This is a genomic window from Paenibacillus profundus, from assembly GCF_021369635.1.
GTDB lineage: Bacteria > Bacillota > Bacilli > Paenibacillales > Paenibacillaceae > Paenibacillus_B > Paenibacillus_B profundus.
This window is the reverse complement of the sequence record NZ_JAJNBZ010000009.1, coordinates 76162-103142: the sequence shown is the minus strand read 5'-3', so window position 1 is coordinate 103142 and position 26981 is coordinate 76162. Positions and strand designations below refer to the sequence as shown.

Below are 26981 nucleotides of genomic sequence, written 5' to 3'. Positions count from 1 at the left end.
TCATGATAGATAATCAACAAGAGGAATGATAGCGATGGGTATGGAGAGAAATTTGAAAATAATCGGCACGGGGGCATATTTGCCGAAGCAGCGCATCACCTCGGAGGAGATGGATCTGAAGCTCGGCGTTCCCGCCGGTTGGTCCTTGAAAAAGTCAGATGTGCGCGTGCGATATTTCGTTGAAGATGAAACGGCTGCCGAGATGGGAGCACTCGCTGCGCAAGCCGCTCTACAGGACGCGGGGCTCACGTTCGCTGACATCGACTGCATCGTATGCGCGAGCGGAACGATGCAGCAGCCGATTCCATGTACAGCCGCATTGATTCAACAAGCAATGGGGCAAGGGCAGTCCGGGGTGCCGTCCTTTGACATTAATTCGACCTGTCTCAGCTTCTTGGCGGCGTTCGACGTCATGTCGTATCTGATCGCCGCGGGACGCTACCGGCGTATTCTCATTATATCGACGGAGGTCGCCTCGGTCGGCCTGAACTGGGAGCATAAAGAAAGTGCGGTGCTATTCGGCGACGGCGCCGCTGCGGTCATCGTCGGCATATCGGAAGAGCACGAGCAATCGCGAATCATCGCCTCCTTAATGGAAACTTATAGTGCTGGGGCCTCGTATTCCGAGATACGCGGCGGCGGGACCGGACTGCACGCCAAGCACTATGACGATACTCGGATGCACGACTATATGTTCCATATGGACGGACATGCGATTTATAAAATGGCCTCCAAGCTATTGCCCGACTTCCTTGAACGGCTGCTCGGACCGGGGAATACGGCGATGTCGCAATTTCAGCTCATTATCCCGCATCAAGGCAGCGCCATGGCGATGCGCCTAATTAGCCGCAAGCTGGGCATTGCGACGGAACAGCTCATGAACATTACGGCGGATCATGGCAATACGATTGCCGCCTCCATTCCGATGGGATTGCATGAGGCGATTCGCCAAGGGCGGATGCAGCGCGGCGATCGCATTTTGCTGCTTGGCACCTCTGCCGGACTGTCGCTGGGAGGGCTGGTGCTTGACTACTAGCAGCGTGTCTAGTGGCGTTCCGCGGGACAGTGCTCGCACCGTCCTTATTACCGGCAGCCGCGCCCCCGTCTCCTTGGCGCTGGCGCGGCTATTGGGCGATGCCGGGCACCGCATCATCATGGCGGACAGCTTGCGCATGACGCTCGGATCCGCCTCCCGCTATGTCTCGCGCCATTACCGCTACCCGCCGCCCCGCCACGAACCAGAGCCGTTCCATGCCGCAGTAGAGCGCATCGTGATAGACGAGCAGGTGGATTGCATAATTCCGACCTGCGAGGAAGTGTTCTATCTGGCGCAGAGGCAACGGACATGGCCTAACGGGTGCGAGCTGTTCGCGCCGCCATGGGAGATGCTCAGACAGCTGCACCATAAAGGAGAGTTCATTGAGCTGGTCCGGCAAGTTGGCTTGAAGACACCGGCGACGCGGCTGCTGGCATCAAGAGAAGAGGCAAGTGACTATGTGCGGAAGCTTGGGGCGGATACCGCCGTGCTCAAGCCGGCTTACTCGCGCTTCGCGAGTCGCGTGTTATTCGTAAGCGCTGACCATGACCTGCCTGCCGGCATGCATATATCCCCGGCCCACCCTTGGGTCGGGCAGCAATATATTCGCGGCGCGCTGTACTGCACGTACAGCATCGTACGCGACGGAGCTGTACGTGCGCATGCTTGCTACGCTTCCGAATTCACGGCGGGCGTGGGCGCCAGCATCGCCTTCAAGCATGAGCCGCAGACGGATTTGCTGGCATGGGTACGCCGGTTTGTCGCCCCGCTTCGTTATACGGGGCAGATTGCGTTTGACTTTATCGTCACGCCGGAACGGGACATCTACCCGATCGAATGCAATCCCCGCGCGACAAGCGGCATCCATTGCTTTACGGATTCCGATCGGCTGGACAAGGCATTCTTCGGAATGAATGATAGTGCAGGTCACGGTACGGATAACGGGACGAGTGATTGCACAGATGACGGTACGAGTCACGATGCGAGTCACGGTGCGCATCTTGGTGTGAATCGCGGTGAATCCCGCCCCATCGAACCAACGTCCGCCCGTCCTGCCATGTTGACGGCCGCTATGCTGGCATACGGCTGGAAGCATCCGCGGCGCATCTATTGGCTGACGCAGCTGTGGAAGGGGCGCGACGTCATCTTCCGCTGGAAGGACCCGAAGCCGCTTGTTGCGCAAGTCGTCATGCTGCAAGGCTTCTGGCGGGAGAGCCGCAGACGCTCCATCTCGCTAATGGAAGCAACAACATCAGATATAGAATGGAATGGTGAATGATGAGCCGACGAGCGTTAGTGACGGGAGGAACCGGGTTTCTCGGGCAGCGTCTGGCCTTCAGGTTACTCGAAGAGGGATATGCGGTCAGCGCCATTGGCCGCAATGCTCGCGCAGGCCATGAACTAGAGCTCATGGGTGTCCAGTTCATTCCGCTCGACCTGTGCGATGCTGCTCGGGTCAAGGAGGCATGCCGCGGTCACGATACCGTGTTCCACTGTGCGGCGCTTTCTGCCCCATGGGGCGCATACGCGGACTTCTATGCGAGCAATGTCATCGGCACGCGCCATGTCGTGCAAGGCTGCGTAAGCGGCGGAGCCCGGCTCGTGCATGTGTCGACGCCGAGCATCTACTGGAATTGGCGCGACCGCCTGAATATTTCGGAGGCGGAGCCGCTGCCTCCGAAGCAGGCGAATGCCTACGCCGCTACGAAGCTGCTCGCCGAACGGGAAGTGGATCAGGCCGTGGAAGAAGCGGGGCTGCACGCCATCACGCTGCGGCCGCGTGCCATCTTCGGACCGGGCGACCGCGCCATCCTCCCGCGCCTGATCGAGGCGAACCGGGTCGGCTATATGCCGCTCATTCGCGGCGGCCGGTCGCTGCTCGACGTCACGTACGTCGACAACGTCGTCGACGCGTTGCTGCTCAGCGCCACAGCCTCTCCGGCCGCACTCGGCGGGAAGTACAATATTACGAACGGCGAACCGATGCTGCTGAGCGATATGTTGGCGAAGCTGTTCGCCCTGCTTGATGCGCCGTTCCGCCCCATCCCGCTCGCCTACCCGATTGCTTCGGCGGCGGCCGGCCTGCTGGAGCTTCACGCCCGTTGGCTTGCCGGAGGCAAGGAGCCGAGGCTGACCCGCTACACGGTCGGGCTTATCGGCCGCAGCCAGACGCTCGACATTACGGCAGCTCGCGAGAAGCTGGGATATAAACCAAGGATCAGCATTGAGGAAGGCATGAGGCAATTTGCCGAAGCATGGACACAGGAAGGAGGTGCAGCGCTTCATGGGAGATAACCTAGAGGTTAGAACGGAAGTCCAATTGAACTTGATGACTGCCGGCTACTGCACACATCGGGAATGGCTTACGATCCAAGGCGGCAGCTTCGGTTCCGTTCGCTTTCCCGCCATGTTCGCTTATATCGAACACCCGCGGCTCGGCACCGTCCTGTTCGATACAGGATATTCCGAGCGCTTCTTCCAGGCGACGTCGGCCTTTCCTGCGAAGCTGTATCGGTGGACGACGCCGGTCTATATCTGCGAGGAAGAAACTGCGGCCCACCAGCTGCGTGCGCTCGGCGTACCACCCGAACGCGTGCAGAAGATCATTTTGTCGCACTTTCATGCGGATCATATTGGCGGTGTGCGCGACTTCCCGAATGCCGAGTTCTATTATTTGCGCACAGCCTATCGCCCCCTTCAGGACATGTCCACTTTCAGAGCCACGAAGGCAGGCTTTCTGCCTGAGCTATTGCCGGACCGGTTCGGAGAACGATCCCTTCCGATCGAAGAGACATGCAGCAAAATAAGCTTGAACGAGGGATATGCACCCTTCACGGAAGGATATGATCTGTTCGGAGACGGCAGTGTCATCGGCATCGACGTATCGGGGCATGCGCCAGGTCAGCTTGGCCTGCTTCTGCGCGCCACGGGGCAGGAATATTTCCTCTGCGCCGACGCGGCGTGGTCGACAGCTGCCTATGCATCGCACCGGCTCCCGAAGCCGATCGTCAAGTGGATAAAAGCGGATTGGCGACAATATAAGGACAACCTTCACCGGCTGCACGTTCTGCACCGTCAACGGCCGGAGCTGCTCATTATTCCGACGCACTGCCGGGAAGCCGAGCAGCGATATGTATTAGGGTCTGAAATTAAGGGGGATGCCCGACGTGGATAAAGGAGCGATGATCGCCGCCTGGGAATACATCCGCACGAAGTACGGGCGGCGTTGGAGCAGCCGGGAAGCGCTGGAGCGGTGGCAGCATCGTAATGTGGTGAAGCAACTGCGGCGAATTGTGCCGCATTCTCCCTTCTTCCGCGAGCGCTTGGGTGAACTTCCCCTTGAACAATGGCGCGACATGCCGATTATGAATAAGTCGACGATGATGGAGCATTTCGATACGCTCAATACCGTCGGCATTCGGAAGGAGGATGCGTTCGCCGTGGCGCTGGCCGCAGAGGAAAGCCGCAATTTCACGCCCGAATGGAACGGCATTACCGTGGGCATGTCCTCTGGCACATCGGGCAATCGCGGCCTCTTCCTCGTCAGCGCGCAAGAGCGCATGGCATGGTCCGGGGCGATGCTCGCCAAGGCCTTGCCTGGATCCGTACTGGCACGGGAGCGCATTGCGCTATTCCTGCGAGCCGACAGCAACTTGTACGGCAGCGTGAGCAAGCGGCGGCTGCAGTTCGCCTTTTTCGACCTGCTCGCCCCGTTCGGGGAGCACGTCAAGCGGCTGAACGCATACGCTCCTACGCTGCTCGTCGCGCCTCCGTCCATGCTCCGCATGCTCGCGGACGCGCTGGCACAGGGCCAGCTCGCGATACATCCGCGCAAGCTCTTTGCCGCAGCGGAGGTGCTGGATCCGCTGGATGAAGCAATTATAAGCGCAGCGTTCAAGCAGCCTGTACACCAAATCTATCAATGCACGGAAGGATTTCTCGGCATCACGTGCGAGCACGGGACGCTCCACTTGAATGAAGACCTCGTCTGCATAGAGAAGGAATGGCTGAACAAGCATTCACGCAAGTTCACACCCGTCATTACCGACTTCCGGCGTCTGACCCAGCCGATGATCCGCTATCGGCTGGACGATGTCTTAACGGAGCGAAATGAGCCTTGCCCGTGCGGCTCACCATTTACCGCGCTAGAGTGCATCGAAGGGCGGCACGACGATATGTTCTACATGCCTTCCCTGCTGGACGGGACGCTCACGATGGTCTTTCCCGACTTTATTCGCCGTGCGATCATGTCCGCCTCTTCCAAGATTGAGCACTATGCCGCGGTTCAGCATGCGCCGCAGCACATTACGGTAGCGCTACAAGTGCCTGCGGAACACCGGGCGGAATGCGAACGGAACATTGCGCAAGAATTGAGCAAATTGTGTGAAATCGTTCATTGTGCAGCGCCTGACATCACATTTACCGATTGGAAGCAGCCACCTGCGGGGCACAAGCTGCGCCGGATCGAGAGGAAGTTCAGACCATGAGCACCGTAGTTCTATATGACGCGACCAATATTGGCGAGCTGCCGTGGCCGAAAGATGAAGAGGGAAAGGCAGCCCAGGCGTGGATAGAACCGTGGATACAGCAGGGGCCAGAACACTATGTAGACAATATTCAGACCCGTATGATGGCGCTCGTCATCGAAGGCCAATATGTGCTTCCAATTACCGTCAATGAGCAAGAGTACGACAACGCATACGTGTGCTCGCCATATACGCATTATGTCTCGTATGCGAAGCAAGAGCTCGGCATGCTGAAGCAGCCGCTGCTGGAACGGCCGCTTGCGTGGCTGCTACACGGCATCGGGCAAGGCATGAAGCTCGCACGGTGCAATCGCGTCGTGCATGTGAACAACTGGCTGCTGTCCACGAACCTGTATCCTCACATGACGGCAGAGCATGTAACAGCTATTATCGCCATGCTGCAAGCTCGGTTCCCGGATTACGCGATCGTGTTCCGTTCGTTGAACCGCTGCTATTATCCCGAGCTATGCCAAAGCATGGAGGAAGCCGGATGCTCGCTTGTGCCAAGCCGCCAAATCTATCACCTGGATACACGCCATTCCCGCACCCAAAATGCCAAGGCAAGGTGGTTAATCAAGCGGGATGAAGGACTGCTTGCGAAGCACGGATACGAGACGGTTCAGCATGACGAACTGATCCCAGCTGATATTCCACGCTTGGTTCAGCTCTATAACTTGCTTTATATCGATAAATATTCGCCGTACAACCCGCAGTTCAATGAACGCTTCTTCGCCCACGCATTGGCGGACAAAACGCTGCGCTTCGTTGCCCTGCGCACAGCTGCGGGCCGAATTGACGGCATCCTAGGTTATTATTGCCGCGGCGGCATTCTGACGACGCCTATCTTCGGCTACGATACCGCCCTTCCGCTCGAGACTGGTCTTTACCGCATGCTATCCGCCGTCCTGTTCCGCGAGGCGCAGCAACTCGGCATGCAGTGGAACGAGAGTTCAGGCGCGGCGCAATTCAAGCGCAACCGGGGGGCTGTTGGGCACTGGGAATATTCCGCCGTCATGAACCGGCATCTGCCAACGTACCGCCGAAGCTGCTGGTCATTCGTCTCCTTTGTCGCCAATCGTATCGGAGTTCCACTGATGGAACGCAACAAATTATGAGCACAAAAAGAGTGAAGAGGAAGGAGGAATCATGTTGACATCGCCAAATACAGAATCGAACCGGCCCGCAGCTTCCCCTTCGCGGCCAATCGCTGTCGTCACCGGTACATCCAGCGGCTTCGGCCTCTACACGAGTGTCGCGCTGGCGCACGCCGGATATGATGTCGTGGCGACGATGCGCAACACGGCCAAGCAAGAGAAGCTGCAGGCAGAAGCGCTGGCAGGCGGCGTCTCCGAACGCATCCATGTGCTGCCCCTTGATGTTACCGATGCGAAGAGCGTTGAAGCCGCCTTCGCCCATATCCGGCAGCACTACGGCAAGGTCGATCTGCTGGTGAACAATGCGGGCTATGCGGCAGGCGGGTACATTGAGGAAGTGGACATGGACGCTTGGCGCGCCCAGCTGGAGACCAATTTCTTCGGCACGGTCGCCGTAACGCGCGCGGTGCTGCCCATGATGCGGGAACAAGGCAGCGGAACCATTGTCAATGTAAGCAGCATTAGCGGCCGGTACGCTTTTCCGGGCTATGCCCCTTATGCCGCCTCCAAATTCGCCGTCGAAGGCTTCACAGAGGCGCTGCGGCTCGAGATGCTTCCTTTTGGCGTGTATGCCGTGCTTATCGAACCGGGTGCTTACAAGACCGACATATGGGGAAAAGGGTTCTCTTCCATCCAAGCACGCGACGGTTCACCATACAGCAAGCCGCTCCAAGCGGTGCTGCAGTTCTCGAAGCGCAGCGCCGAGACGGCTCCGCCTCCGCAGGAGGTTGCGCGTCATATCATCAAAATTGCGCGTACCCCAAGACCGAAGCTGCGCTATTTCATGGGTCGGGGCGCCGCTCCCTTGCGCCTTATCCGATTGTTTCCTTGGAAATGGTATGAACGGCTCGTACTATGGGCGTTAAGGCGCTAAACAAGGAGGCTGTCACCGCGTGGATATCGGGACACAGCCTCCCTTTTGCTTTTACTCCTGATATTAACCCTGCTTGTTCAGCGCATTCATGATCCACATACCATTCCTTCATGCGATGCAATTCTCCGGTCGTCTCCTCCGCAATCGATACGAGCCGTCTGCGTTGAACATGTAGTGCTCCATCGAGCGATAATTATCGCCGGAAATGGAGTCGATGAAGCGAGCAATGCAGCCGCGCATGCCATCATATTTGCCATTGGCCGTCTCGAAGTCCTCCCCCAAATAATAGGTGGCTCCGACATGACGCTCATACTCCTCGAAGGGGCCCGCTCCAATAGCGTCCTTCGGATTCACGTAGTTGATGATTGGGCCATCGAAATCACCGCTTCTCGCTTGTGCCGCCAATCCGTCCGGCAGTAGATTCATAACGCTCGGCGCGCTGTACGTGACCGCGTCCCATCATGCTTGGCGGCAGCATATTGCGCCAAACCGCCGCTACTTCTTCTTATCAGCTACCGTCTGCGTGAACAGATTGCCGTCCAGGTCCACATCAAACGCCTTGCCGAATCCGACGACATAGCGACCTTGTCCCGGCGTCAGCTCGAATAGGGAAAAGTCGAGACCGCGCAGGACATTCATCAGCTTTGCGCTGTGACGTTCCTCGAACAGTTCAAAGATGGAATCAGATCCCTCGTTACCGATATACCTCGGCACGCATCTCAAGCGGACGCGCTCCAAGCCGAACAAGTTCGGCGATTCCGATTCATCCGCCAGCAGCATGACGTGAAGGCAAGTGCTGTGCTCGATAAGGCGGTAATGATCGGCGATTCGGCTAATGTATATGTATAGTTTTCCGTCCTTCTTGACGAAAGGGGCGTAGCTTACAAACGGCTCCCCGTGCTCATACGTCGAGCTGATAATGAGCGTCTTCCGGTTATCTATGAACTCAAGATAATGCTGCTTATACTTTGCGAGATCTATCGTAAACTCCATACAAGCTCCCCCCATTTATCACTTTCATAAGTGATTATGATAATCATTATCAATTAATTATCATTTATAAAGCTACCACGTTTATCCCCGCAATTCAAGCTGCAATGAACGCGCAAATTTGCTTCTGCAGCCAGATGCGGGATCATCCTGCAGCGTGAGAGCTTCCTGCCTGCCACATGGTATATTTTCCTGGACTCTAAAACAAGAAACGGCAAATTCGCAGATGAGATGAGCTGCATTCAAAAGGTGAAAAATGATGAAGTCAGGGAGCGGCGCCGTGCGGACGCGGGGTCTGCCGCAGCATACAGCCGCGCCTTGGGGGCGAATATGGATGTCGCTGCTGCTGAGAACGACACTGTTTGCATGTATCGGATTCGTATTTACAGGGATATGTGCTCTTATGGGCAGTGATCAAGCATTGCGTGATGCGGAGTAGCGGTGGCCGTTCCAGGAGATTCTCCCCAATGCGGTCACGTGGGTCGTGCTATGCTATCCTCGTGATTGAACAAAGAAGGCCTTCCTTATAACAGCATCATCCACTTCAGCAAAGAAAGATGGAGCAGCGATATAGGCGAGGCCCTTCTGTATCTTATTATTTGGCTTAGGCGTCAGCATTATTGGGATTACGCACTACGATACCATCTGTGCTGGAACGGAGAGCGCGCAGATCCAACTTGATGATTTATTTTATTTCGCAAGTCGCCTTTAAATACCAACTGGAGCGACTCCGACTTTCTGAAATCATCTGGCGTAACGAGCGCCGCGGATTTGTTGACCAGCTTCATTCCGCTCTCCTGAAACAGCGCCGCGACAAATTGGGAGCAGAAATATGCGTTCTCCCGCTCAATATGTAGGTTAAATGGAATGCCGAACAGGCCCAGCAAATTGTATTTATATTGCTCCTGGCTCTCTTCCATTTGCTGTACGCGCCTGCGGATCTGCTCATATCTGTCGCTCGTTACGCTGCAGCGATATAGAGCGCACAATGTAGGCCGCCTGTCAGCGCGAATGAGGCTGCCATGAACCTGCTCCTTCACAAATCCGCCAACAAACGGATTGACCGAATGTCTGCGCCCGAAGCTGTATATCTCTTTCAAATCTGCATCGAACGCAACCGACACATGATTAAGCGGAGCTTTTGTATACATTTTTATCATTTTGGACAGCAACGTCCCTGTATCTGTAAGAAGAATATAAATATTCCTGTCGCTCACTATACTCACCAACCCATATATTTCTTTGTTTCTTCATTGTATAGGTTGAATGAGCTTTCCAACACAATCCTGCGTCGGGAATATAACCTAGACTAACGTCGGGGTTAGAGAAGTAAGCCTTATTCCGCATCCATAACGGCGCTGCAACTTTCGCGTATAATTAGCTCCGTCGGAATTAGCACCTTTTTGCCGATCGTGCGGTTCTTCTCGATGCGTTCGAGCAGCAGATCCAGCGCCGTCTCCCCCATAAACTCGCTATGCAGCTTCACGGTAGTCAAGGACGGCATCATAAATTGGGCTACGGTTATATCGTTAAATCCAATAACGCTAATATCGTTCGGCACGCGCAGACCCTGCTCTTGAATCGCGCGGATTGCGCCGATTGCCATCGAATCGTTGGCGGCTAACACCGCGGTGCATGTCGTGCCGGAAGCCAGAAGGCTGTTCATGAGCCGGTACCCGTCTTCTGCCGAGAAGGAACCGATCTGCACCAGTGCGGCATCGAATAGGTTCGCATCCTTCATCCACCGTTCGTAGGCCTCTTCCCGCCGATCCGCCAGCACCTGCCCGTCCACTTCGTCTCTTCCGCCAACATAAGCGATCCGTCGATGTCCGAGATCGTGTAAATACGTCAGCGTCCGATTGACCGCATCGTACAGATCCACCATGACAATATCGCACCGGTGATCCCACGGAACGGCATCGATGAACACGATATTGGGCGTTAAGCCCCATAGTTGACGGATCTGTTCCTCGTTGATGGGACCGATGACGATCAAGCCGGACATCGATGGGGCAGACAGTTCCGGATCGTCCTTGAATCCCTCCCACAGCTGAACGTCATACTCCTGTGCAGCCCCTTCTATCGCAAGTCTCATCGCTAAATAATAGGGGTCATTCAATTCTTCGCTCTTCGTATAGGTCATTACAATGCCAATTTGCTTCTTTTTCACAACCGTCTTCGATGAAGACGAGTTCCGGCTGTCGGCGCCGTCGCTGCTCTTGACCCGTTTGAATTTGCGGTATTCCAGTTCTTCCGTTATTTCAAAGATGCGCCGCTTAGTCTCATCCGACACCGATAACGTCTGATCGAAATTCAGAACCCGGGAGACGGTAGAAATAGACACATTGGCCCGTTCCGCAATATCTTTCAATGTTGCCACTATATATCAACTCCATATACCAATACTTTCATTATCACGCATTGTCATGCACAGCTATCCCCTTGATTGTACTTTGTTTTTTAGTAAAAATAAATATGATTTAGTAAATAGACCCATAACAACGAAAACCCGCCACCCTGTCGGATAGCGGGAATGGGGCTTATTCCATCGTTTTCAACGTTTCTTTAGCCTTCATAATATCGGATACTTCCTTGTTGGAATACACGGATAGCTTCAAGCTGAGCTGGAACGGCTCGAACTTGCAACGGTATTTATCCAGTTGGTTCTGGCCGCAAGAGTTAGATCCGAGCCCATTCTGCTTATAATCGAGATTCAGCACGATATAATCTCTCTTCTGCAAGTCGATCGTATGCCTGGCAGCATCCAAGTCATCCACTTCGTAGTACACTGCGCTGAAGTCCAGCTGCGGATAACCGACAGCCATCAGTCCCGCTCCATAACGGTCCGCAAGCCGCACCCAACGGCAATCGGTATGATTTCCATTCTCCTGCGGATACACATAGTCAGTGAACATCTCATCGACTGTCCGCTCATATACGCCAAATAGATTCGCTTGCTTCGAATCGACGTACGATTCTCCCGGCCCGCGGCCGTACCATTTTCCGAATTCGCATGCTTGATTCAGATGCATGGACACTCCGATGCGCGGTATCATTTCAGGCGCATTTTGAATCATGCCCTCAGGCACGCCGCTCACTTCAAAGAGCAGGTCGCCGTTCGGATAGATCCGGTAATGATAACGGGAACGATAGTGCCACGCAGAGTTCGTCGTGCCGTTGATGGTCGCTGCAGTAAACCGCACATAGTCCCCGGCATGCTCGTAGGACACATCCTCCACCATTTCATGCATCAGATGCATGAAGGTTTTCTTTTTATAATCTTGTACGATTTCCATATCGTTATCGATCGTTGCCCGCCAAAATTGAAGCTGCGGCCCTTGCTCCACGATGACTGTGCCGTTGCGCTTCCATGATGTCATCCGGCCTTTGACTGTATCAAAGCGAATTTCAAAGTCGTCCCCGCGCACGATGAGCTCGCAGTGCTGCTCTTCAACCTGCAAGGTGCCGCTCGGTTCAATCACGAATGGTTCGGTCTGAATCGGCAGCATGAATTGGGCCGTCGCCAGCTCATGTCCCTTCGGTGCCCAGCGATATTCACGGTTCAAAATGTATGATATATTCAAATAGTAATCCGTGCCAAGCTCCGGTTCAAAGTCGAGCGAATAGTCAAGCTGAATGTCACGGCTGGAACGGGCTTCAATCCTTGACAGGTCCGCTTGCCCGGTCTGCAGAATTTCATCGTCCTTCACGATGGAATAGATGAGCGTCAGATGATCCAATGGGGCAAAGTCATATTTGCTCTCGACCGTAATCACGCCTTGGCGCAGATCGACCGCATGGGTATGCACGGGTTCGATGACCTTCTTATACTCCAACAGCCCCGGCGATGGCGTGCGATCTGGCATGATGAGTCCATCGATGCAGAAATTCCCGTTCGTCGGATCGTCCCCGAAATCACCGCCGTAGCGGTAATACGTGCGACCGTGTTCATCGACGCTCCGGATGCCGTGGTCGAACCATTCCCATATGAAGCCGCCCTGCAGCTTGTCATGGGCATAGATCAGATCCTGATAATCCTTCAAGTTCCCTGGACCGTTCCCCATTGCATGGGCATATTCACACAAAATGTGCGGTTTCGTGGACGTCTCGATAATGTTCTGCATCGTCTTCCTCGTCGGGTGCTCCAGCCACGAGTACATCGTCGAATATACATCCGTCACTTCCGTCTCATAGTCCCCTTCATAATGCACTAAGCGGGTCGGATCCAGTTCCTTCGTACGCTGTGCCATCGCCTTGAAGTTATGCCCGAAGCCAGATTCGTTGCCTAACGACCACATCACAATGCAAGGATGGTTCTTGTCACGGTGGATCATCCTTTCGATTCGATCGACATAGGACAGCTCCCAAGCCGGATCGTCGGAGAGCCAGTTGTAATTGCCCGTTAATTCGAACCCGTGGCACTCAAGGTCAGTCTCGTCAATGACATACATGCCGTACTCGTCGCACAACTCATAAAGATACGGAGCGTTCGGGTAATGCGCCGTACGTATCGCGTTAATGTTATGCTGCTTCATAAGCACAATATCTTTTACGATATCTTCCTTCGCTACCACGCGGCCAGTTACCGGATGATAATCGTGCCGATTGACCCCTTTCAGCTTAATCGCGACGCCGTTGACGGTAAACGTATCCCCTTTTGTCTCGATTTTGCGGAATCCGACCTTCTGCGGCACGACTTCCACAACCGAATCCCCTTCCTTAATCGTTAATAGCAGGGTATACAAATAGGGCTGTTCAGCGCTCCACAGCTCCGGCGCTTGGACATGCTCCCGAATAGTTGCGCTTGCCCCCGCTTCTATCTCACCGGATAGCACAAGTCGGCGGGAAGCATCCAGAAGCTCGTAAGCCAGCGTAAGACCAGGCTTGGCCCCGCGGATTGCGGCGTTGATCTGCAGCTCCGCTGCTGTGTAATCAGAGTTCAAATCCGTGACGACGCTATAGTCTTCCAAGCCCGCCAACGGCTGCGTGTACAAATCGACATCGCGGAAAATCCCGCTCAGCCACCACATATCCTGGTCTTCCAGATACGTGCCGTCCGACCATTGGTATACGCGGACGGTAATTTCATTGTCTCCGTGTTGAACATAGCCGCTAATATCAAATTCCGCCTGCAGGCGAGCGCCCTTGCTATAGCCGACCTCCTTGCCATTCACCCACACGTGAAAGGCCGAGTCTACGCCATGGAACCGCACGATCACCTGCTGATGACGGAGCCAGTCCTCGCCGATAGTAAAGTTCCGTTTATAAATACCGGTAGGGTTGTCCGTCGGTACATATGGAGGACGGATCGGGAAGTTGTACCACAAGTCGGAATAGTGCATGTTTCCGTAGCCCTCAAGCTGCCAATTGCTCGGAACAGTAATCTTATCCCAACCCATGCAATCGAACGAAGGCTGTTCAAAATCTACAGGCGAATACTCGGGCGCTTCAAGGAATTTGAATTTCCAAGTGCCATTCAGACTTTTGAAATGATGGGTATAGGCCGGTTGATTATATAACGCCTTCTGTCTATCTGGATATGAATAAAAGAATGCCCTTGGTTTCATCCGATTGACATGAGAAATCAAAATATTTTCCCATGTTTTTACGTTGTTCATGTTAGATAGCCTCCTTTTGTTTCCCTGTTGTGGATAAATATGATTACGTTCATAGCGTCGCCAGCGAATAACCGCAAAGCCCATAAATATAATGAAACCGAGCACGTTGAAGAGAAGTGTAAATATTTGATCAGCCTCTTAATTGCAATCGTTTACAATGAAACTTTACCATTTGTTTTACTTGTTATCAATATCTTTTAGTAAAACTTTTACCAATAAGGTGACGCATTTATATCTCACATGTGCGTTTTAGTAAAAAAAAATAGAATAAAATAAACCAGCCTTTTTTAGGCTGGTTTAGGCTATTGTGAAGCCCCATTAAGGTTGACAACGAAACAAATAGGGGTGGAGGGGGGCCGCTGGAGAGACCAGGCGATCGCCTTTGAATCCGAGCCATCCCCGTACAGTTTCATCCCAATGAGTTAAAGTGCCTGTTCAAAAAGGACACTTTTCAGCACCGATATGTATCACCTTTTACCGATTAGACATCATCCATTTGCCCCGTCTCCGGCGGCTCCAGAAGGTCCATGCCACATCGGTCAAGAAATAGAGCATAAACATAGGACACAGCATGTTCCATACGACCGACAAATGACCATATAGCGCCGCTACCCAAGGCTGAACCCAGTGTACGACGGCAAAGGACAGGAGGAGCCAATAAAGTGAGAACTGCAAACATAAATGTCCGTGCAGCTGAAGCGGATACTCCGAGTAGTCCCACCATTGACGGTAAAATACTTTCTGCAGCATCAATCCGCTTATATATTCGACGGCCGAGGGGATGATGAAGCATAAGAGGAGCATGGTGCTCCAATGCGCTCCCCGCTCCGCGTAGAGCAACAAGAGGACCGGTGCAATACCGTACATCGGTTTGAATGGTCCCCATAGGAAGCCTTCTTTCCAAAAGGTTCCCGTCGTGAACCAACTGTATACTTGTTCCAATACCCATCCGCCAAAGGAGTAGAGCATAAAGTAAAAGAGGAGCGCGAGCGCATCCTCCACTCCAGAGAGAGCCGGCTGAAATGGAATAGATGGAGTGAACAGATTCATAAGGATGACCAACCTTTACGTGAGATGTGAATCTCCCTTATTATGGTTCGCCATCCTTACATTATTCCTCTTGCCTATCTATGAAGGTGCTTCACAAACTGTCGTTACCAGCTTAGACCACGTTTTTTTCATTTAGGCTCCCAATCGGCAAAAAAGGCCGGGGATTATCCCCCGACCTTGATGTATCATGCTTACATCTAAAAATTGATTTGGATCAGTTTTATTATTAGGTTCGCCGAAGGTTTGGCGTTCCAGCTTTGTTTCTTGTCCCACCCATTGGATTTAGTACAATGAAAACAGCTCTTGGACCTCATTACGGTAGATTCCATTGGAATTCATACAGTACTTTGCCATTCATTCCGCAGAATTCGCTGAACCCAGCCAGATCCACTGTATAAAATACAGTCCACATGCCGTTTAGCCGCTCAATCGATACATTCTAATGTATATTTTCCAATGGGACATAATATTAGCCCTGCAAGCCTTTCTTCACCCACTCGGCAACCGTTACAGTACGCTTCGCTTGGTGCATGACCGCTTCGCGCACATTCTCTACCATATTGCCATCCTGGTCCACCGTAACACTAGTTCCGTATGGATTGCCGCCTGCGGCAAAGATGCTAGGATCCGTATACCCAGGTGTAGCTACAATTGCTCCCCAATGGTGCATCGTAGTATAGAGAGACAGAATGGTCTGCTCTTGGCCGCCATGTGGATTCTGAGCGGAGGTCATTGAACTTACAACCTTATTAGCGAGTTTCCCTTGGAACCATAAGCCGCCTGTCGTATCGAGGAATTGCTTCATCTGAGCCGGCATATTGCCGAATCGGGTCGGAATGCTGAATATGATCGCATCAGCCCACGTCAGGTCATCATGCGTCACGACTGGCACGTCCTGTGTGGCATCCACATGGGCTTTCCAAGCCGGGTTGCCAGCGATCACGGATTCTGGAGCCAGTTCCTGCACCTTCACTATTTTCACTTCTGCTCCCGCTGCCTTCGCACCTTCTGCTGCCATTTGTGCCAATTGATAGTTCGTTCCAGTGGAACTGTAATAAATAATCGCTAATTTGACATTGGACATGTAAGACACGCTCCTTTAAACGTTTTGATTTATGGTTTCTTCGGATATAACGGATAGTCTACTTCTGTCGGAACTTCAATGAGGACTATCTGCAATCCGTTGGCGCCTTGGGCGGCAAAATGGACCTGACCGTCTTCTTCCGAACGAAGAACGAGGAAATCCTTCTCCTCGAATGATTGTGCGCCAGCATCATCGGCGGAGCACTTCCCGCCGCCTCTCACGGCTAGAACTGCCAGTGTTCGGTTAGGGCATAGAGAGTGCACGTATGAAGCGCCCGGCGCCAACGATACGTCCCACATCCCGGCATCAGCCACGATATGAATGGGAGATGACCCGCCGATGACGGTCTTCACCGTCACTCCCTCTTGCTCTTGCTTTGGAAGCTTATGATCCTCATATGCGGCGTACTGTGGATCTCTGCGCAGCGCGTCCCGAATATTCGGTTCAAACCAGATCTGGAATAGCTCAGCGTCTGGGCCTACGAGTCGTTCCTGATGATATACACCAGAACCCGCCTGAATGAGTTGGGCGCCGCCAGGACCAACTATGCTTTCCGTTCCGAGCGAATCTCCGTGATAGGCTTGCCCGTGAATGACATAAGTGAGAATTTCAAACGCCTGGTGGGGATGCGAGCCAATAAAGCCTTCCACTTCCGCATGCGCCCATGCCCAGTAAAATAGCGGACCCAGTCGATGTATGGCCGATCCTTCTCCGGAAAATCCAATGGGCTTCTGCTCGATAATCGTGCCTCCATCGAACTCCCCAGAGCCTTGCTCGGCTGGAGTCAGAACGCGAAGTTTCATCTTGGACACCACCTTTCATCATTGTTACCCATTGTCTATGAAGTATGAATTATCACGAAATCTATAATTACGAATTCGAGATATCTGCCAAAAAAAGAACGAGTTCAACATTTATCTTGAACTCGAGATAATTATAGATCGCCATTCCATCTATGTCAAATCGAAAGTCGATAAAACTTACAAGTTGCTTATCGTTTCCACGAGGTGCTCTTCTTGAAATGGCTTGATGATGAAGCCCTTCGCTCCGGCGCAGAAGGACTCCCTTATAAAATAACTCTGTCCCATCGCTGACACCATGACGACGTTGGCCTGTTCATCATTCATGCGGATCTGACGCAGCGCAGCTAATCCGTCCATGCCCGGCATCGTAATGTCCATCATTACAATCTCGGGCTTGAGACGCTCGTACTGCAAGACCGCTTCGTTGCCATCGGCCGCCTCGCCTATCACATCATAACCATTGCGCTCTAATATATTTTTTAATACATGCCGCATAAACAGCGAATCGTCAACGACGAGCACCTTTTTCATCATGCACCTCTCCAATGTTCCCCGATTTACCCCCGTTCTGTGCCAGTTGCTTCACGACTTCAGCCAATGCATCGATGATGGTCAAATCGTACTGCTCATGATTGGAATAGAAATAACCCATTATATCTGCGTCAGACCTTTCCATATCCTGATACGCTCTGGGCACTTTCATTGCCGCATACACGTCCGCGACGGCAGCCAGCCGCCCAATCGCTGGCACTTCCATCCGGCCGGCTGGATATCCGCTTCCATCTGCGCGTTCGTGATGATATAGGCAGAGGTCCACAATGTCCTTCTCCATACCGAGCTTTCGCAGTATGCCCACTCCCTCCGCCACGTGCCCTTCCAGCTCATCCCGCTGGGATTGGTCCAGCTTCTTGTCCGATTTTAATATATCATCCCCCATGGACAGCTTGCCGATATCATGAAGAAGCCCGCCGAGATACACATCATCAATGCGCATATGCTGCAGAAATGCGCCTTGGAACCGTAAGTGAATCAATAGTTGAACCGACGTATATCCCGTAACGAGGGAATGCATTGCCGTATCGGCATCCCGGCATTTCAACGCTTCAAATAAAGCCTGGGCCTGCTGCCACTTGATCTGCTGGCGATGATTCCGCTTCATGTTCGTATAGAAGCTTCTCGACAGTTCCATTATCATGCAGTGTCTCCCTTCCTAAGCCATTTGCTTCCACCGTAACAAAAGACCGTTCCGATGCATAGCGATCTGACCGTTTTGTCCAAGCGCCGTCCACAGACGATGTTCATGCGTTTTCCAGTCCGCAAGCCCGGCTGTCTGTCCTCAACCTGTCCACAGCAAAAAAGAACCACTGACGATGTGTGTAATCGACAATAGTTCCACTTGGTGGTTACTGGATTCAATTCAATTTGTCCAATGTTGTCTTGTTGTCCTCCAACCAGGCCAGATGCTTCTCTAACCAGCGAATCCAATGGGCTTTATCTTTGGACTTCCAATCCGCATGATCCCAGTTCAACAAATACCTCTGTTTGAACAAGCCGACAATGAACGGATCTTCAATCGAAATATGAACGTTCTCTTCCCCAGAGAACGCTTTGTGCCCTGATGGCTTGACACGGAGCTGCACTTTCAACTGATTGTCTTCAAACAGGATGAGCCTGCTCACCCGCTTATGCTCCATATCTTGTAGATTGTACACAAGCAAATTGACGGTGGGATACCCCAGCATATGTATAATATGTTTGACGCATTCGATACGATCCTGTACCGAGAAACACAGATCGACACCGAACAACGTCATTTTTCCGGTTCGCACAAATTGTATGAAGCTGCTCTTGGCCAGCTTGCAGTAAAACTTATAACTGGACATTTGGGTTAACATGAGCGCTCTTTTTTCTCGCATATTATGAATCAGTTCATCGCGGCTATTAGTAAATGAAGGAACCTTCAGATGCTCCAGCATGCGTTCGAACAGCTTGTCAGGCATGAATATGGATGGAATGGTGCGAGTTAACAGATACATATCACCCGCCAGATAGTTCCAATGCTCCGCATCGGTGGTGATTGCCGGATCTTGATCATACGTGCGGATGAGCCGCCTGAATGTCTTCAAAACATTGCGATAATAGGTCAGCATCTGGCTTACTGCCTCTGTGTTGCGCACGATAATCGTCAGATCAAATCCCTGTTCCTGCAGATTATAACTTAGTAATGCTCCAACACCGGATATGACGGTTACTCTATCAATGGATACCATCTTATAGTTGCTATTCGGCATGAAGTAGTTGATTTCGGGGCATTCGAGATACACGGCTATCAGCCTTTTGAACGAGTCGTACGAGATCTCATCATATAAATCGTGGATATACCCGACACTAAGCTCCCATCCTTGCTGCGATAGCTGCTTGAGCTGACGGATGAGGCCCTTCCGCATGTCTTCAGGTTCATTCAGCAAATCACTCCCCCACCGCACTATGCTGACTAACTGTTTGTCCGCTGAATCTCCGGCCTTGCCCGCTTCTTTCAGCATATCAAGCAGCGCTTGATGGTAGCTCTGCGAATTGCAGCAAATTTCGGCACCAATGGGAAGATGACATGTCCCATGCAAAGGTTGGATTGAATGTCCATCCGCTTCCGCCAAGAAAGGACTGACTTCATCTGATTCGTTGGCTTGGAACGGCCATGATGCGTGATTGCGCTTGGAAAATTTGGAGAGCGTATACGCGTGCTGCAAAGCGTGCTCCACCCATTGCTCGTATTGTTTCTTCCGAGGCATGGAAGAATGACTTTCTTCCGGTTCGGGAGCGTAGCACAGCAGCAGCGGTCTGATTCGGTCCTCCATCGGGGAATCGGGCACGATGAGCCCGGCGATTTCAGCGGCGATGGAATGGCACAGGCTCGTCATGTTGTTCTGCTGCGGCATCCGCTGCCCGGTCATCCATTTATATACCGACGACACTTCGAAGTGAAGCGCATGCGCCAAACGCCGTGCCGTCAATCCAGTAATGTCCATCATCGTCTTGAGGCATCTGGAAAAGCTCAGTCTGTCACTCATTTCATTTCATCTGCTTTCGTCATTGTAAAAATAAGACTTTAGACTCATGCGTCCATTATATCATCGATTGCACAAGAACAATAAACTTTGCGCACGAACACCATTGGCGCACAGTCCAAAAAGGGGCGCAGCAGCCCCTGGATGACAGCTACTCGCTCATAAAACGGTTCGTAAATTCAGCGCTGAGAGGCTCATTATCCGAGAACAAATCCGGGAATACGTGCAGCATTTCAAACAGAAGGTCTGTCATTCGCACCGTATTGCATACTCGCGCTTCTGCATCACCGAATGTTCCCTTATACATGACGCCTCTCTGCTCGAATACATCTTCTACCTTCCAGAAATGCTCCGACCAATTCTTCCCATAATGTCTCCGGGAAGGGACCGGTATCTCCGTACCGTCAGGCAGTACGGTGTACAATAATTCTGGCTCATTAGACACCCGCCCGGGAATGTCGGCCCATTCCTCCACCCCGTGCATGAACGTATTCCGCCGCAGATCGACGCCAATGAGCAGGATGGCAGCCTCCCGGTCCAAGAGCTTTCCCCAGACCGATTCCCTTGCGCAAGGCGTATCGCAACGTTCGTCTCCAGTTGTAAAGGCTATCGCATCTGCTCCTAATGCCGCTACCGAATGCGTCGGATGCCAAGAGCGAACCACGCCTTGACGTTTGCGGAACAACTCCGGAAGTATGCCTATGCAGGACGGAGAAGCATCCACATGGAACTTCGGGTTGTCCGCATTAATATTTGCCCACGTATGGGTGGGAAGCACCAGCAATCCATCCTTCATATACTCCGACAGTGCATTGAGCACCGTATTAGCTCCGTGTTCCACCTCGCCCATGCTCTTTAACGAAGAGTGAACGAGCAGCGTGCCATGCTTGTCGATGTCCAGTTGCTCCAATTGCTTCATCAAGCTTGCTTTCGTATGCACAGCAATCCTCCTCTATAGTCCCATTGCCAATAGTATACCTGATTTTGAAAGGTACGTATTGACATGACGAAACACCAACGACTACTAAAAAACAATCCTGTGGGAAATGCCGCCATGACCAACCAACCATAGAGGGAAGCGAGACGCAAGGATTGCCTGACGTCAAGCCGACCACGTGAAAAGAAGGTGTTGGGTACATAACCGCGCTGGGTGAAAGCATCATGATCTGAAAAAAGACGGAGTCCGCCATATTGGCAGAGACTCCGTCTAGTGTTGAGGGAAGCCATCCGCTGTCAGCGGGCGGCAATTCTCCGGCTAATGAAAGAATCGAAGCCGGCTTTGATGACGGCCACAATCGGTACGGATATAAACATGCCGATAATGCCGAACCATCCGCCGCCGATAATAATTGCGAGTATAATCCAGATCGGGCCAATCCCCACCTTGTTGCCCAAAATTTTGGGTCCAATGAGGTACCCGTCCAATTGCTGCACCAGGAAAATGAACAGAACAATCCACAATGTCTGGGCAGGGGACACGAACAGCGTAATGATGCCGACAACGACCATACCCATGAACGGCCCGAAATACGGAATGACATTCGTTGCCGCCACAATCAGGCTGGATAGCAGCGCGTACGGCGATTGCAGGATGAGCAGGCCTGCAAACACAATGGTGCCAATAACCGTCGCATCCAAGATAACGCCGACGAAATATTGTGAGAAGATGTTGTCCGTCCGCTTGACGATCGCAATAATCGAGTCAGCCCGCCCCTTGGACAGCAGCGCATACAATATTTTGGTAGAGCCCCCGCCAATCTTCTCCTTATCCTTCAACAGATAAATCGAAATGATAAAGCCGATGACTAAATTAAGCAGCGTGGAAGTGAGTGAAAGCAGACTGGACAGCAAATTGTTCAAAATCAACTTGAGAAAGTCGCTGATTTGACTAGAGACGGAACTCAAGTACGATCCGAGCTTCTCGCCTAATCCCGAACGGATAAACCATTCTTGCTCCAGCACATTCGATCGTATCCATACGTCAGTGCTCGCCAGATAGCTCGGCATGTTGGTAAGGAGATTGCTGACGCTGGTGATGACCCTTGGCGTAATCACCGTGATGCACAGCACGATAATTCCCAAAAATAACGTGTACACGAGCAATATGCTGTACATTCGCTTCAATCGGGTCTTAGCCAGCAATGTTCTCTCCAATACGTTCACGAGCGGCCGCAGCAAATACGCAATGAAAAAAGCAATGAAGAGCGGCGTAAGCATGGTTAAAAATGAAACGACAACGCCCATTACGTTATCGATATTGTCAACAAGCTTGTACAGCACCAAGCCAATAGTGAATAAACCTAAATAATATAACGTTTTCCGATCCTTGAACATCGCGACCTCCGGGACTGTAATTTTCTCTGCACACAGATAAGTATATATGGATTACGTTTTGAACTACAAATCGGTTGCCGATCATAAAACAAGCCGGCATCTGTTGATACAGACACCGGCTTGCGGACGAACGGGAAGGGGATGAAGCTTATTGCTTATAGTCCGTGTTCAATTTGAACAACCTTTCAATATCCAATTAGGCGTTATTTTGGTCTGCAGCACGGCCGAACATCATCCGGTCAAGAGAAAGCAAGGAACTGCCGCTTACGAGCAAATGCAGAGACATCGCCATTAACGCCACATCGAGTTCGTAACCGCCGACGAAGCCCATTGACCATTTGACCGTCGCAACCGCGCCCAGCATGATGATAAAAAATGCACCGGAAACGATGCGCGTACCGAGGCCAAGCACCAAGCAGATGCCCCCTACCAGCTCGATCGCGGCAACGACATACGCCATAAATCCAGGAATACCTACGCTGTCGAAAAATCCGGACGTATTTTCAATCCCACCCTGGAATTTTTGCAATCCGTGCACGAAGAAAATAATACCAAGCACCAGACGAATAATTAAAGAACCTGTTCCTTTGTTTGCAAACATAATGAAATCCTCCTCATTTGAATGATTGTACATTTTTCAAACTACATACTGTAGTGCTATATGATAAAAAGTAGTGCTATATGATAAAAAATTAGGACAACGCAACAATAAACATAGCGCACAACACAAGCAGCACCTGCAGCGAGATCATCGCCGGCGTAAACGGCAGCTTCCACGAATCATCCGTCTCCGGTTCGACTAGCTGTTGAATGCGGTAGTTGATCGACGTGTCAGCAAATGACACATAGGAGAACGGCATCGGTGCCGTTTGGCCGCGTTTTAGCATTTTGAACAGGGCGCTTCCCAAGTGTGCCGGTGTCCCAAGCCGACTGATCGCATAATGGTCCGCCAGCACTTCTCTGACGATTTTATATTTTTGTCTAGACCATTTCAGGATCGGAAGGTACCACATAACCGATGCGAACAGTGATACCGCAAAGGTCTTAATCGGGTCTCTATGCTTCTGGTGATACATCTCATGATAGATGACCGCTTCGAGCTCATTGCTGTCCAACAGCTCCATCAGCCCGGTGGAAATAATAATTCTCGGCTTCCACAAGCCCATCGTAAACGCAATCGGCGCGTGATGATCAATGACGATGATGCGTTCTTTACCACCGTTATAGGAGTAATTGAAGGCTGTGGTGTGCCATTCATGCCGATAGGTCTTTAATCTTTTATAGGCATTCTTGGAAAGCACGATCTGTCTCACTACAGCGAACAGCATTAAGAACAACGTATAAAAGACTAAAGCATCAAGAGCGTAAGCAAACGTGGACAAGCCGTAATTCTGCATCAACGTCGAGCATACCTCGACGAGGTTAAAATGCAGTTCCCAGCCTGCGAGAACTTGCATCGAGTACATCCCCATCTGAAATAGAACAATTGCCGCAATCAGAACGGACGACCCAAAAATCAGCTTTGATCGATTATTCCACATGGATTACGTGTCCTTTTTCCACTGTTTTATTTTTTGCTCGAGCTTATCCAACAGTCCTTCATCTACATCCTCCAATGCATCGAGCATGTGATTGACCACAAGAGGGCCGAATTCATCCATCAGCTCGTGCGTCAGCTCCTTGGATTGGGTATCCAGGAACGAGTCGCGGCATAACACCGGGCGAAATAACGAAGTTCTTCCTTCCGTCCGCTTGAGCAGAATCCCCTTCTCTACCAACCGGTTCATCACCGTCATAACGGTATTGAAATTGACATTCTTCTCTTGCTCCAGCTTCTTCTGAACATCTTTGATCGTCATTTCGTTGCCATCCCACAAGATGTTCATAATCTTGGCTTCCAGCGGCCCGAAGAAACGATTCATTCCGCTCTCGTGAAACTTGAAGTTCTGAATCTTCATCACAGCACGACCTCCCCACTACGAATTGTAGTGTGAAACCGCAGGACATGTCAAGTATGTCCATATTTAGGTATGATTATGCTCAACAAGCGAGCCACCTCCATCCATCGCTTGTATAAGGGGAATGGCTCGCTGTTAGTGAAAAGACTGCACGTGAACAGGCTCCAGCTTACATTCTACAATATCGGCGAGAGCAGGCGGGAGATCGATTCGACGAAGCGGCTGCCGATGCCTCTCCGCTTGTATTCGGGCCACGTCAAGAGGCGCGCATCCCGCATATCGTCTTCGAATATACGCTCCAACCGCGCACCGATCCCGTCGTCATAGACGAAGGCATTCACTTCGAAGTTCAACTCGAAGCTGCGGTGGTCCATATTGGCTGTGCCGACAGAAGCCGCTTGCCCGTCCACCACGACCGTTTTGGCATGGAGAAATCCTTTCTCATACCAGTAGCACTTCGCTCCCGCGCGGAGCAGCTCTCCCAGATACGAATTGGAGGCCCACTGCACAACCCGGCTGTCTCCTTTTCTCGGTATCATGATGCGCACATCCACCCCCGATTGGACGGCGACCTTAAGCGCTGTGAGCACACTGTCATCTGGCACTAAATACGGCGTCTGCAAGTAGATGCGTTCCTTCGCCTCAAAAAAGAGCTTGATCATGCCGTTGCGGATTTGCTGCTTGTCCGAATCCGGTCCGCTCGCCACGATTTGTACAGCCTTGCTGCCGTTCGTATTGATATCCGGAAAGTAGGTTGGAGCAAACGGAATATATTGTTGCGCCGCAATCGACCAATCAAGCATGAACTGCGCCTGCAGCCGGTGAACAGCATCTCCCTTGAGCACAAGGTGCGTGTCGCGCCAATGCCCAATTTTCGGGTCCAGTCCCAAGTACTCATTCCCGATATTGAACCCGCCGACAAAGCCTACCTCTCCGTCGATGACCGCAATTTTGCGGTGGTTGCGGTAGTTGACTCGCAGATTTAAATACGGAATCCGGGACGGGAAAAATCGATAAACCTCTCCCCCTGCTGCCCGCAAGCCTTGCAACGCGTCCTCCTTCAAACCAGGCGAACCGATGTCGTCGTACAGCAGCCTCACCTCGAGCCCTTGCTCTGCTTGGGCTGTCAAAGCATCGATGACCCTTCTGCCCGTCTCATCCCCTGCCAATTTGTAATAGAGCAGATGAACATGGTTCGTAGCGCTATGTATGCGTGCAATGAGCGCATCAATTTTTTCATGACCATCCGTTATAATGTCGACCTCATTGTTCTGCGTTAAAGGCGAGTAGTTGTTCGCCAGATTCATGTAAATTAATTGCTCATATTTCTGATTGGAAGGCTGTCGATAAAAAAACTCCCCTTGCTGCATCTGCCGTACCTGAACGGCAATTTCATCTCGTACGAGCCGCTCGGTGCGCGGCTTTATTTTATATACTTTTCGGCGCGCCAGATTTTGTCCAATTAAAATGTAAACGAGAAAGCCAACGTACGGCAAGAATAGCAGCAGCATAAGCCACGCCCATGTTACGCCGACGTTGCGCCGCTCCAGAAAGATGATGACCGCCGCAAACAAAAAATTGATAACGACAATCCACTTCGCCAAAAAGTTGATTGCTTCTGACATCCACATTCGTATGGTTCTCCTGTTCTATGACTGTTCCTTGTTGTTCAGCGGCAGCCAGCGAAGCACATCCTGAATCCGGGCGTCCCAATAGGCCCAATCATGCGTACCTGGACCCTCATCGTATGTGTAATCAAGAGCCGTCTGCCGTACCGCATCGCGGAATAATACATTATCTTCATACAAGAAATCCTCGGTGCCGCAGCATTGATACAGCATCGGCTTTGCGCCTTCTGTCCGCTCACATTGTGCGAGCAGGTGAAACAAGTCATTCGGGGTATCCGATATTTTCTCTTGGCCATAGACCAGCTTATAATCCATCGGCATCATATTATCGCGGAAGTACGGGTTCGCCATATTGACCGCGCCGGATAAGCTCGCCGCTGCCGCGAAACGGTCTGGATGGGACAGCGCCCATTTGAATGCGCCGTAACCGCCCATGGACAGCCCGGCGACGAAATTATGTTCGCGCGCTGGAGATAACGGGAAGAAGTCCCGTGCAATCGCAGGCAGCTCTTCCGTCAAAAATGTCCAATATTTATACCCATAAGCCATATCGGTGTAGAAGCTGCGCTGCACTTGCGGCATGACGACAGCGATCCCCAGTGCGGCGACATACCGCTCAATCGAGGTGCGCCGCAGCCAAGTCGAATCATCATCCGACAGTCCATGCAGCAGGAACAGCGTAGGATGAAGCTGCTTGGACACCGCGACATTTTCCATCCCGTACTGAGTCGTCGTGTTCTGTGGCAGAATGACGGTCATGGACGTATTAAACCCTAATGCTTCGGAATAAAAACTGCAATTGATCAGTGCCACTACTCTATCCCCTTCCACGTTTTCTTTAAGAGGTTGCTCAAAAAGCTC

At 52.0% G+C, this 26981-nt stretch carries 26 protein-coding genes; 8 read left to right on the top strand and 18 right to left on the bottom strand.

Features of this window, described 5'->3' with window-relative positions:
• Positions 1-34 precede the first annotated feature (34 nt).
• From LQV63_RS13525 to LQV63_RS13495, 7 genes are read left to right on the top strand one after another with little or no spacing between them, the layout of a single operon-like run.
• Positions 35-1036, top strand: a complete 1002-nt coding sequence (locus tag LQV63_RS13525; RefSeq protein ID WP_019421223.1) for a beta-ketoacyl-ACP synthase III — start codon at positions 35-37, stop codon at positions 1034-1036.
• Entirely contained in the window at positions 1026-2315 is a 1290-nt protein-coding gene (locus LQV63_RS13520) for an ATP-grasp domain-containing protein (RefSeq protein ID WP_233697103.1), read from the top strand. Before LQV63_RS13525 ends, LQV63_RS13520 begins: the two co-directional genes overlap by 11 nt.
• Positions 2315-3331, top strand: a complete 1017-nt coding sequence (locus LQV63_RS13515) for an NAD-dependent epimerase/dehydratase family protein (protein ID WP_233697158.1) — start codon at positions 2315-2317, stop codon at positions 3329-3331. The genes LQV63_RS13520 and LQV63_RS13515 overlap by 1 nt, the downstream gene beginning before the upstream one ends.
• Positions 3321-4211, top strand: coding sequence for an MBL fold metallo-hydrolase (locus tag LQV63_RS13510; RefSeq protein ID WP_233697102.1), 891 nt, complete (start codon positions 3321-3323; stop codon positions 4209-4211). The genes LQV63_RS13515 and LQV63_RS13510 overlap by 11 nt, the downstream gene beginning before the upstream one ends.
• Positions 4204-5523 (top strand): F390 synthetase-related protein, encoded by a 1320-nt coding sequence (locus tag LQV63_RS13505; RefSeq protein WP_233697101.1) that lies wholly within the window; start codon positions 4204-4206, stop codon positions 5521-5523. Before LQV63_RS13510 ends, LQV63_RS13505 begins: the two co-directional genes overlap by 8 nt.
• Entirely contained in the window at positions 5520-6677 is a 1158-nt protein-coding gene (locus LQV63_RS13500) for a GNAT family N-acetyltransferase (protein ID WP_233697100.1), read from the top strand. Before LQV63_RS13505 ends, LQV63_RS13500 begins: the two co-directional genes overlap by 4 nt.
• A 31-nt stretch (positions 6678-6708) precedes the next feature.
• Positions 6709-7590 carry an SDR family oxidoreductase gene (locus tag LQV63_RS13495; protein ID WP_233697099.1) on the top strand — a complete coding sequence of 294 codons (882 nt, stop codon included), beginning with the start codon at positions 6709-6711 and terminating at the stop codon, positions 7588-7590.
• A 108-nt stretch (positions 7591-7698) separates the two neighbouring features.
• Here LQV63_RS13495 and LQV63_RS13490 read toward each other — a convergent pair whose 3' ends face one another.
• Entirely contained in the window at positions 7699-8016 is a 318-nt protein-coding gene (locus LQV63_RS13490; RefSeq protein WP_233697098.1) for a hypothetical protein, read from the bottom strand.
• A gap of 69 nt (positions 8017-8085) precedes the next feature.
• Complete coding sequence (locus LQV63_RS13485; protein ID WP_233697097.1) at positions 8086-8583, bottom strand: HugZ family pyridoxamine 5'-phosphate oxidase; 498 nt, start codon at positions 8581-8583, stop codon at positions 8086-8088.
• Between the two features lie 253 nt (positions 8584-8836).
• Here LQV63_RS13485 and LQV63_RS13480 point away from each other — a divergent pair, with 253 nt between their 5' ends.
• On the top strand, positions 8837-9019 hold the full coding sequence (locus LQV63_RS13480; protein ID WP_233697096.1) for a hypothetical protein: 183 nt from the start codon (positions 8837-8839) through the stop codon (positions 9017-9019).
• 187 nt (positions 9020-9206) lie between these two features.
• On the opposite strand, the gene LQV63_RS13475 is transcribed toward LQV63_RS13480, so the two are convergent.
• The 16 genes from LQV63_RS13475 to LQV63_RS13400 all read right to left on the bottom strand — a co-directional run bounded on the left by LQV63_RS13475 (position 9207) and on the right by LQV63_RS13400 (position 26933).
• Complete coding sequence (locus tag LQV63_RS13475) at positions 9207-9797, bottom strand: hypothetical protein (protein WP_019421233.1); 591 nt, start codon at positions 9795-9797, stop codon at positions 9207-9209.
• A gap of 119 nt (positions 9798-9916) precedes the next feature.
• A complete protein-coding gene (locus LQV63_RS13470; RefSeq protein ID WP_019421234.1) occupies positions 9917-10960 on the bottom strand; it encodes a LacI family DNA-binding transcriptional regulator in 1044 nt (347 codons plus the stop codon).
• 160 nt (positions 10961-11120) lie between these two features.
• The gene (gene ebgA / locus LQV63_RS13465; protein WP_233697095.1) at positions 11121-14198 is read right to left on the bottom strand and encodes a beta-galactosidase subunit alpha; all 3078 of its coding nucleotides are present in this window, start codon (positions 14196-14198) and stop codon (positions 11121-11123) included.
• 474 nt (positions 14199-14672) lie between these two features.
• Complete coding sequence (locus tag LQV63_RS13460) at positions 14673-15248, bottom strand: putative ABC transporter permease (RefSeq protein WP_233697094.1); 576 nt, start codon at positions 15246-15248, stop codon at positions 14673-14675.
• A gap of 469 nt (positions 15249-15717) precedes the next feature.
• On the bottom strand, positions 15718-16332 hold the full coding sequence (gene wrbA / locus LQV63_RS13455) for an NAD(P)H:quinone oxidoreductase (protein ID WP_233697093.1): 615 nt from the start codon (positions 16330-16332) through the stop codon (positions 15718-15720).
• 29 nt (positions 16333-16361) lie between these two features.
• Entirely contained in the window at positions 16362-17135 is a 774-nt protein-coding gene (locus LQV63_RS13450) for a pirin family protein (protein ID WP_233697092.1), read from the bottom strand.
• 177 nt (positions 17136-17312) lie between these two features.
• The gene (locus tag LQV63_RS13445; protein WP_233697091.1) at positions 17313-17669 is read right to left on the bottom strand and encodes a response regulator; all 357 of its coding nucleotides are present in this window, start codon (positions 17667-17669) and stop codon (positions 17313-17315) included.
• A complete protein-coding gene (locus tag LQV63_RS13440; RefSeq protein WP_233697090.1) occupies positions 17644-18330 on the bottom strand; it encodes an HD-GYP domain-containing protein in 687 nt (228 codons plus the stop codon). Before LQV63_RS13440 ends, LQV63_RS13445 begins: the two co-directional genes overlap by 26 nt.
• A gap of 217 nt (positions 18331-18547) precedes the next feature.
• On the bottom strand, positions 18548-20203 hold the full coding sequence (locus tag LQV63_RS13435) for a hypothetical protein (protein WP_233697089.1): 1656 nt from the start codon (positions 20201-20203) through the stop codon (positions 18548-18550).
• Between the two features lie 148 nt (positions 20204-20351).
• Positions 20352-21140, bottom strand: a complete 789-nt coding sequence (locus tag LQV63_RS13430; RefSeq protein WP_233697088.1) for an AAC(3) family N-acetyltransferase — start codon at positions 21138-21140, stop codon at positions 20352-20354.
• 293 nt (positions 21141-21433) lie between these two features.
• Positions 21434-22534: an AI-2E family transporter gene (locus LQV63_RS13425; RefSeq protein WP_019421243.1), complete on the bottom strand. Its 1101-nt coding sequence runs from the start codon at positions 22532-22534 to the stop codon at positions 21434-21436.
• Between the two features lie 196 nt (positions 22535-22730).
• Positions 22731-23135 (bottom strand): DoxX family protein, encoded by a 405-nt coding sequence (locus LQV63_RS13420; protein WP_233697087.1) that lies wholly within the window; start codon positions 23133-23135, stop codon positions 22731-22733.
• A gap of 91 nt (positions 23136-23226) precedes the next feature.
• Positions 23227-24075: a M56 family metallopeptidase gene (locus LQV63_RS13415; protein WP_233697086.1), complete on the bottom strand. Its 849-nt coding sequence runs from the start codon at positions 24073-24075 to the stop codon at positions 23227-23229.
• A gap of 3 nt (positions 24076-24078) precedes the next feature.
• Positions 24079-24492 (bottom strand): BlaI/MecI/CopY family transcriptional regulator, encoded by a 414-nt coding sequence (locus tag LQV63_RS13410; RefSeq protein WP_019421246.1) that lies wholly within the window; start codon positions 24490-24492, stop codon positions 24079-24081.
• Between the two features lie 176 nt (positions 24493-24668).
• On the bottom strand, positions 24669-26123 hold the full coding sequence (gene cls / locus LQV63_RS13405) for a cardiolipin synthase (protein ID WP_019421247.1): 1455 nt from the start codon (positions 26121-26123) through the stop codon (positions 24669-24671).
• 18 nt (positions 26124-26141) lie between these two features.
• Positions 26142-26933: an alpha/beta hydrolase gene (locus LQV63_RS13400; RefSeq protein ID WP_233697085.1), complete on the bottom strand. Its 792-nt coding sequence runs from the start codon at positions 26931-26933 to the stop codon at positions 26142-26144.
• Between the last annotated feature and the right edge of the window lie 48 nt (positions 26934-26981).